The organism is Hyphomonas sp. (assembly GCF_013823385.1).
In the GTDB taxonomy this organism is placed as follows: domain Bacteria; phylum Pseudomonadota; class Alphaproteobacteria; order Caulobacterales; family Hyphomonadaceae; genus Hyphomonas.
Genome location: NZ_PNMA01000003.1, coordinates 188,983 through 196,402 on the forward strand (window position 1 = coordinate 188,983; position 7,420 = coordinate 196,402).

Annotated in this window: 5 protein-coding genes; all 5 read right to left on the bottom strand. The window is 62.7% G+C overall.

The genetic code is table 11. From position 1 onward, the window contains the following. Position 1 precedes the first annotated feature (1 nt). A complete protein-coding gene (locus tag C0456_RS03785; protein WP_291048473.1) occupies positions 2 to 3,202 on the bottom strand; it encodes a CusA/CzcA family heavy metal efflux RND transporter in 3,201 nt (1,066 codons plus the stop codon). After that, positions 3,199 to 5,013, bottom strand: coding sequence for an efflux RND transporter periplasmic adaptor subunit (locus tag C0456_RS03790; protein WP_291048475.1), 1,815 nt, complete (start codon positions 5,011 to 5,013; stop codon positions 3,199 to 3,201). The genes C0456_RS03785 and C0456_RS03790 overlap by 4 nt, the downstream gene beginning before the upstream one ends. Beyond that, the gene (locus C0456_RS03795) at positions 5,010 to 6,227 is read right to left on the bottom strand and encodes a TolC family protein (RefSeq protein WP_291048477.1); all 1,218 of its coding nucleotides are present in this window, start codon (positions 6,225 to 6,227) and stop codon (positions 5,010 to 5,012) included. The genes C0456_RS03790 and C0456_RS03795 overlap by 4 nt, the downstream gene beginning before the upstream one ends. 66 nt (positions 6,228 to 6,293) lie before the next feature. Beyond that, positions 6,294 to 6,716, bottom strand: a complete 423-nt coding sequence (locus C0456_RS03800) for a hypothetical protein (RefSeq protein WP_291048480.1) — start codon at positions 6,714 to 6,716, stop codon at positions 6,294 to 6,296. A 152-nt stretch (positions 6,717 to 6,868) separates the two neighbouring features. Beyond that, positions 6,869 to 7,420, bottom strand: a 552-nt coding sequence (locus C0456_RS03805; protein ID WP_291048482.1) for a DUF305 domain-containing protein, incomplete at its 5' end; no start/stop codon positions are given.

The window sequence follows — 7,420 nt, forward strand, 5'->3', positions numbered from 1 at the left end:
TTTATCCTTCGTTTGTTGCGGGATTGATTGCTTGTTCGGGAGCGGGCTGTGGGACTGGTTTTGGAAGCTGGGCTCCGACCCGGATATAATAAATCGCCGGGATGACAATGAGGGTCAGGACCAGGGTCGATGCCATGCCGCCGAGCATGGGAAGCGCGATGCGGCGCATCACGTCCGATCCGAGACCGTCAGTCAGGAAGATCGGCGTCAGCCCGACCAGCAGTGTAAAGACGGTCATCAGTTTCGGGCGGACACGCATGGCCGCGCCCCGGCCGATGGCTGCGAACAGTTCGGCGTTTGTCTGCGGGCGCGCCTTGCGCACTTCGGCGTCAATGTAGAGCAGCATGACGATTGCCGTTTCTGCGGCGATGCCGCCCAGCGCAATGAAGCCGACGGCGACGGCAACCGACAGGTTGTAGCCGGCAAGCCAGACAGCCCAGAACCCGCCAATCAGGGCAAAAGGCAGACTGGCCATAATGATCAACGTCCGATCCAGCCGCCCGAAATGCAGCATCAGGAGGAGAAAGATCAGGGCGACGGCAGCCGGGATGGCAATTGCCAGTCGGGCATTGGCCTCTTCCAGCTGCTCGTACTGTCCCGAGAAGGCGACGGCGTATCCGGGCGGCAGGTCGACGGCGTCGGCGACAGCCCGGCGGGCTTCACCGACGTAGCCACCCATGTCGCGGCCTGCAATATCGACGAACACCCACCCCGTGAGGCGTGCATTTTCAGAGCGGATCATCGGCGGACCCTCAGCATACAGAATTGTAGCGAGTTCGCCGAGCGGGATATGTGCGCCGGTTGGCGTCGGAACGAGAATGGCTTCCAGATCCTGCGGAGCCTCGCGAAACGGCCGGTCATAGCGCAGGATGATGTCGTAGCGTTCGCGTCCCTGGACCGATTGCGAAAGACGCATGCCGCCCAGCGCACTCTGAACGACGGACTGGAATGTGCCCATGTCGATGTTCCGCCGGGCCAGTTCGGCGCGGTCCGGTGTAATCTCGAGGTACTTTCCGCCGAGCACCCGGTCAGCAAAAGCCGAGCGCGTACCCGGGATATCCGCGACAACCGCTTCCACCTCGCGCGCAATGCGCTCGATTTCCGAGAGGCTGTCGCCGGTGACCTTGACCCCGATGGGGGTGCGCACGCCGGTGGAGACCATGTCCATGCGGATCTTGATCGGATAGCCCCAGGAATTGACCAGTCCGGGCATTTTAAGGCGTTGGTCAAGATCAGCCGTGATGTCGTCGATCGTGATGCCCGGGCGCCAGTCTTTCTTTGGCTTCAGGCGTATCCAGGTCTCGATCATCGTCAGGGGGGCAGGGTCGGTAGCCGTGTCGGCGCGTCCGGCCTTGCCGAACACACGCTCAACTTCCGGAACCGTCATGATCACCCGATTGGTCTGACCGAGGATCTCGCGCATTTTTGTCGACGACACGCCTGGCAGGGTCGTCGGCATATAGAGCAATTCGCCCTCATACAGGGCCGGCATGAATTCCGATCCGATCCGCTGAACGGGGATCAAGACGCTGGCGGTGAGCGCGAGGGCGATCGCGACGGTGATCCATTTGAAGCGCAGCGCAAGGTTGAGGACCGGCTTGTACGCCCAGATGAAAAAAGCGTTGATCGGATTGGCTTCCTCGCGCCGAAACCGGCCCCGCATCAGGTACAGCATGAGCACAGGCACGAGGGTCACCGACAGAAGCGCCGCAAAGGCCATGGCATAGGTCTTGGTGAATGCCAGCGGGCTGAACAGGCGGTAACTTTCGCCGGTGAGGGCAAAGACGGGCAGGAAGGAGACCGTAATGATCAGCAGGGAGAAGAAGATGCCGGGACCGACTTCCTGCGCCGCTTCGACGAGGGCGGCGCGGCGGGTTTTCGCATCAATCCTGTCTCCGAGCTCCGACAACCGACGACTGGCATTTTCCACGAGCACGATGGAGGCATCGACCATCGCGCCGATCGCAATGGCGATGCCGCCAAGGCTCATGATGTTCGCGGTTACGCCCTGGAGCGACATGATGAGGAATGCCCCCAGAACCCCGAGCGGCAGGGTGATGACCGCAACCAGTGACGAGCGGACATGAAGAAGAAAGATCAGGATCACGAGCGCGACCACGAGACCCTCTTCGAACAGTTTTTCCTTCAGATAATCGACCGCACCTTCGATCAACGGCGCGCGGTCATAAACCGTGACGATCTCGACCCCTTCCGGCAGCCCGCGCTGTAGTTCGGCGAGCTTGGCTTTGACCCGGTCGATCACCTGAAGCGCATTCTCGCCGTCGCGCATGACGACAATGCCTGCGACCGTCTCGCCCTCTCCGTTCAGTTCAACGACGCCCCGGCGGAGCGCAGGCCCCTCCACGATGCGGGCAACATTGCGCAGGAGGACCGGGGTTCCGCCTTCAGCGTAGATGACCACGTCTTCAAGGTCTGCAAGCTCGTCGACATAGCCGGACGAACGGATCACGAATTCGGTTTCGGCCTGTTCCAGAACACGTCCGCCGACTTCACTCGAGGCTGCACGCACGGCGTCGCCGATCCGCGCGATCGGGATATCGTAACTGCGCAGGGCATTGGGATCGACCAGGATCTGGTATTCGCGCACGAATCCACCGACCGAAGCGACCTCCGCGACACCTTCGACGCCCGCAAGTTCGAGTTTCAGGAACCAGTCCTGAAGGGAGCGAAGCTGCGCAAGGTCGGTATTTCCCGACTTGTCGACCAGTGCATACTGGTAGACCCAGCCGACGCCGGTCGCGTCCGGTCCGATCCGCGGCACGACGCCTTCAGGAAGGGCCGAGCCCAGACGAGACAGCGCCTCCAGAACCCGGGAGCGCGCCCAGTAGAGATCGACGTCATCCTCAAATATGACATAGACAAAGCTCGTGCCGAACATCGAACTGGCGCGCACGTCTTTCGTCCGGGGCAGTCCAAGAAGGTTGGCCGACAGCGGATAAGTGACGAGGTCTTCGACAATCTGCGGGCTCTGTCCCGGAAAGTCGGTCCGGATGATGACCTGGGTGTCCGTCAAGTCGGGTACGGCATCCAGCGGTGTGCGCTCCACGGCGAGCCAGCCGGCTACTGCGAGGGCACCGGCAAGGACGAGCACGATCAGCTGGTTCCTGACCGACCAGGAAATGAGGCCTGCGACCCAGGAGCGGGACGGGTCGCGGCCGGAGAGGTCGTCCTGCGTGCTCATGGCTGCACGCCGTTCATGGGGGCGGGCCAGGCCACACGTTCCGTCTCGCCGTCGCCATAGGGGTTTAGCGGCCCACTGCCTTCCTGCAGCCAGAGACGGCCTGTCTTGATATCCCTGAACAAGTTCAGGCCGGCCTCGCGGTAGTGCACCGGCGCGCCGCCGAGTAGCCAGGGTTCGAGCGCGCGCATCAGCCGGGCGAGTTCGGCCGCGAGCGCACCGGCGTCTTCCGCCGCCTTCGCTGCGCGCAGGGCGGCTTCCGCCTCTTCAAGGATCGGCACAAGCTTCGTGTCGGCAAAGCGGGTGCGGAGCGCTTCGCCGAGGCCCAGCGCCGGGTCAACGAAACGCGGATCGATCCGGTAGCCGTCGATGAGGGCTTCATGGAAATAGAGGGCCATGTCGGTGAAGTGATCGATTTTTGCGAGAGTCGTCGCATCGATCGGCAAGTCCGACAGCGGCGTATCTGGACCGGCCGTCATCATCGCCGGCGCCGTCAGCTTGGCGAGCCCTTCGCGAAGATTGGCTTCACTGTCCAGAAGGAACTGGCCGCTGGCGACGACCTGGTCACCGGCAACAAGACCGGTGACGATCTCGGTTCGTCCACCCGCGCTGACCCCGGTCGTGACCTTGCGGCCAGCGAACCGGCCGCCGCCCAGTGCCACAATCACGTGTGCGCCGTTGCTGTCGCGCAGCACGGCTTCGCTGGGCACGGACAGCCGGGCTTCGTCGGCGATGTCGATCGTGATGTCGGCATAGGCGCCCGGGCGAAGATATCCCGAGCGATTGTCGACTTCGATCCGCACCTGCGCTGTACGGGTCTTGGGCTCGATGGTCGGATAGATATAGTCGATGACACCTTGCCCCGGCGCTTCCGGCGCACTCGGATAGTCGAGCCTGACTGCAAGCCCGCTTCTGATCAGAGCCAGGTCGGTCTCCGGAACGGATGCGATGACCCAGACTCCGGAATAGGATTGTAGGCGCAGGATCGGGGTGCCCGGTTTTACATAGTCGCCCTCTCTGACCTGGAGCTCTGCGACGGTGCCGCCGGTCTCGGCATAGACCGGCACGCGTTCGATGATCGCGCGGGTTTCGACCAGGCGTTCGATCACCGTATCCTGCATACCGAGCGAGCGCAGTCGCTGGCGCACTGCCGCGATGCGGGTTGCATTGCCAACGGTCAAAGATGCCAGCATGTCCTTCTGCGCGGCGATCAGGTCCGGGCTATAGACCCGGTAGAGGCGCGAACCGGGGCGAACAGTGTCGCCTTCGGCACGAACCGTCAGATCCTCGATCCAGCCTTCAAGGCGGGCGACCGAGACGGTTTCCAGGCGCTCATTGGTTTCGACGACGCCAAATGCGCGCAGGGATCTGCCGAAGGCTGCGACCTCGGCGGCGGCCGTTCGAATCCCCATCGTCTGGACCATTTCGGACGCAACGACGACGCCGGCTCCGGCGTCCGGCGCCGCGTAGACGGGAATGTAGTCCATGCCCATCGAGTCCTTCTTGGGAACGGGCGATGTGTCGGGCTGGCCCATCGGATGCTTGTAGTAAAGGATTTCTCCGGCTGCGCCTTCAGCGGGCGCGCTGCCTGAGCCTGCGACCGGGACAAGGTCCATGCCGCAGATCGGGCAGGTGCCATCCGGGTCGGTCGAAATATAGTGGGGGTGCATCGGACAGGTGTATTGAGCGGCTTCCTGCCCGGCGGCGGTCTGTCCGGTCGGGACGGTCCCTGCGGTGGCCGGGACCTTCGGGTTGCCGCATGCCGAAAGCAGTACGGCCGCCATAGGGATCACAAAGAGGAGGGGGCGGTTCATGGTTGCACCAGAAGCGCATTCATGCGTGCCGCTGCGGCGGCCATGCGCGCCTCCTCGGCAGCGATGTCCGCGCGAAGCTTCAGGATCGAAATCTCGCCATCGACGATGGGCGCGTAGCTCCCCGCGCCGGATTCGTAGAGACTCAACTGGCTCGCAATGGCGTCTTCGACGGCCGAAATGTTGCCGGACAGTACAGTGATTGTCTCCTTCGCTGCCGTCCAGCTTGCCGCTTCTGCAGCATATCGGGCCGCAGCGCTGCGGGCCGATGCCTGATAGCGCATTTCGGCGCTCGCCTGGTCCGCCTTGGCGGCGCGCAGGCGGGGGGCCTGGCTTCGCCCCGACCAGAGTGGAACGGTGAACGTGACCATGCCTGATACCCAGTCATCGCCCGCGAACATCGCCCCGGACTCGCGCTGCTGGTAGGTCAGCTGGGCGCCCCAATTGGGTTTCCAGGCAGCTTCCGCACCGTCTACGGAGGAATTGGCGATCTCTATCGCCGACTCTGCAACGCGGACAGCATGAAAATCAGGCGCCTTGCCAGACCAGTCAATGGGAGCAATCGCCGGCGCCTCCGTTTCGGGCACGATCCCGACAAGGTCAATCAGCCGGGCATCAATGCCGACCTCGTCGCGCTGGAGATCGACGAGCACGCGTGCAACATCGGCGCGCTCGATATCGACTTCGGCGAGGCGGAACACTGCCGGACGGCCGGCATCAATCTCCGCTTCGATGACCTTCGTCAGTTCGTCATACTTGTCGCCGCGCAACCGGGCGAGGTCTCGCTGCCGGGCGATGCGTGTCTTGTCATGCAGCAGGGCAATCAACTCTGCGCGCAGCGTCGCGCGCTGCGCTGCGCGGACCCGGTCCATCTGCTCTGCCATTGCGAGCGCTTCTTCTGACCGGGCCTGCCGTCCGGCGCGACTGGGAAAGGACTGGCTGATCCCCAGGGCTTTATTGGTGGGCAGATAGCTGGAAAAGGATGGGTCAAAGACAGGAAAATTGTTGACCCCGAGCGAGACGACCGGGTCGGGCAGGGCAGTTGCGGCGACGCTGCGTTCGCGGTTCGCATCGGCCTGGTATGTGAGGGCAACAAGTGACGGATGATCCGCGAGACGTGTTTCGAGCGCGTCGAAGCTCTGGGCGGACGCCGCAGCACCGAGCAGCGATACAGCCAGCGCCGCGCAAAACACGCGGAAAGTCGAATGGGGGAGCATGGGAAAAGGACCTTGTTGATATGAAACCGGTTTTCGCTGCCGCGCAGGAAGCGCGGCGCGGCGGTATCAGATCAACAGGCGCTGCTTGAGAGTGAGAGGCGTAACGGGAGCCAGGGGCTGGCCCGCTGGCGGACCGGTGGTCAGGATGAGGGGAGGAGGCACATGCCCCGGGTATTGTACAGCAACGACGGCGATCGCCACTTCCGGCGCCGGCTGCGGCAGTACAGACGTGTCACCGGAAACCTGTCCCTGCATGACCGGCAGGTTGCAGTCCGGACATCCCGGACATTCATCTGCGTCTGGCATGGATCGATGATCGTTATCCGCGCGAATGGTGCCGTCTGCGTCATCATTGTGGCACGGCAGGTCGTCCATTCCCGCCATTTCGACGGCTGGAGCCGCATGGCCGGTGATGCAGCACGCCATAACAGGCTGAGCCGCCACAAAGGCGATGGCCATCAGGGTCAGAAGGCGCCAAACGACAAACATCTTGTCTGTCTAACCCGGAACCCTAAAGAAATAAATACGATGCGGGGGTATCACCAGATTGTGAAGTCTGGCTCTGGACATGTATGCAACCGGTTCTTTGACCCATGTTCTGTCGGCCGGGCTGCAGTCCGCCGTTCCGGCGGTCAGGCATTCTAGTCTGCTTTGCTTTCCGGGCCGCCAGTCACGGACGCCTGTGGCTGAGGTCCGAATTCGGGGACAGGACGCGTGCGGGCCTCGGCTTCGCTGATTGCCGGTCCGTTCGCCTCGATATCCTCGATCAGCCACTCCATCTCGCTGATCTCGCGCCGCTGCGCAGCGATGATCCCGTCCGCAAGTTTGCGGACACGGACATCCTCGATTCCCGCGCGCTCGCTGGTCAGAATGGCAATGGAGTGGTGAGGGATCATCGCCATCATGTAGCTGCGATCCCCGACCGTGCTTTGACTGCGTACCAACCACAGTGCCAGTGCGAAAACGACAGCTGCGCCACCGAGGACGACGTAGTTGAGCTTTTTGTCTGCATACATTTTCCACATGAAACCCATCATCACGACTGCCATCGCAGCCCCCATGATGAGGGTCATGTAGACCCTTGTCTCGCTCCAGTGGACATGGTCCCACGCATACGTATTGAGATACATCAAAGCGAACATCACGACTGTGGATGTCGCAATCATGGCGGCAAACCGCAGATAGCTGTTCTG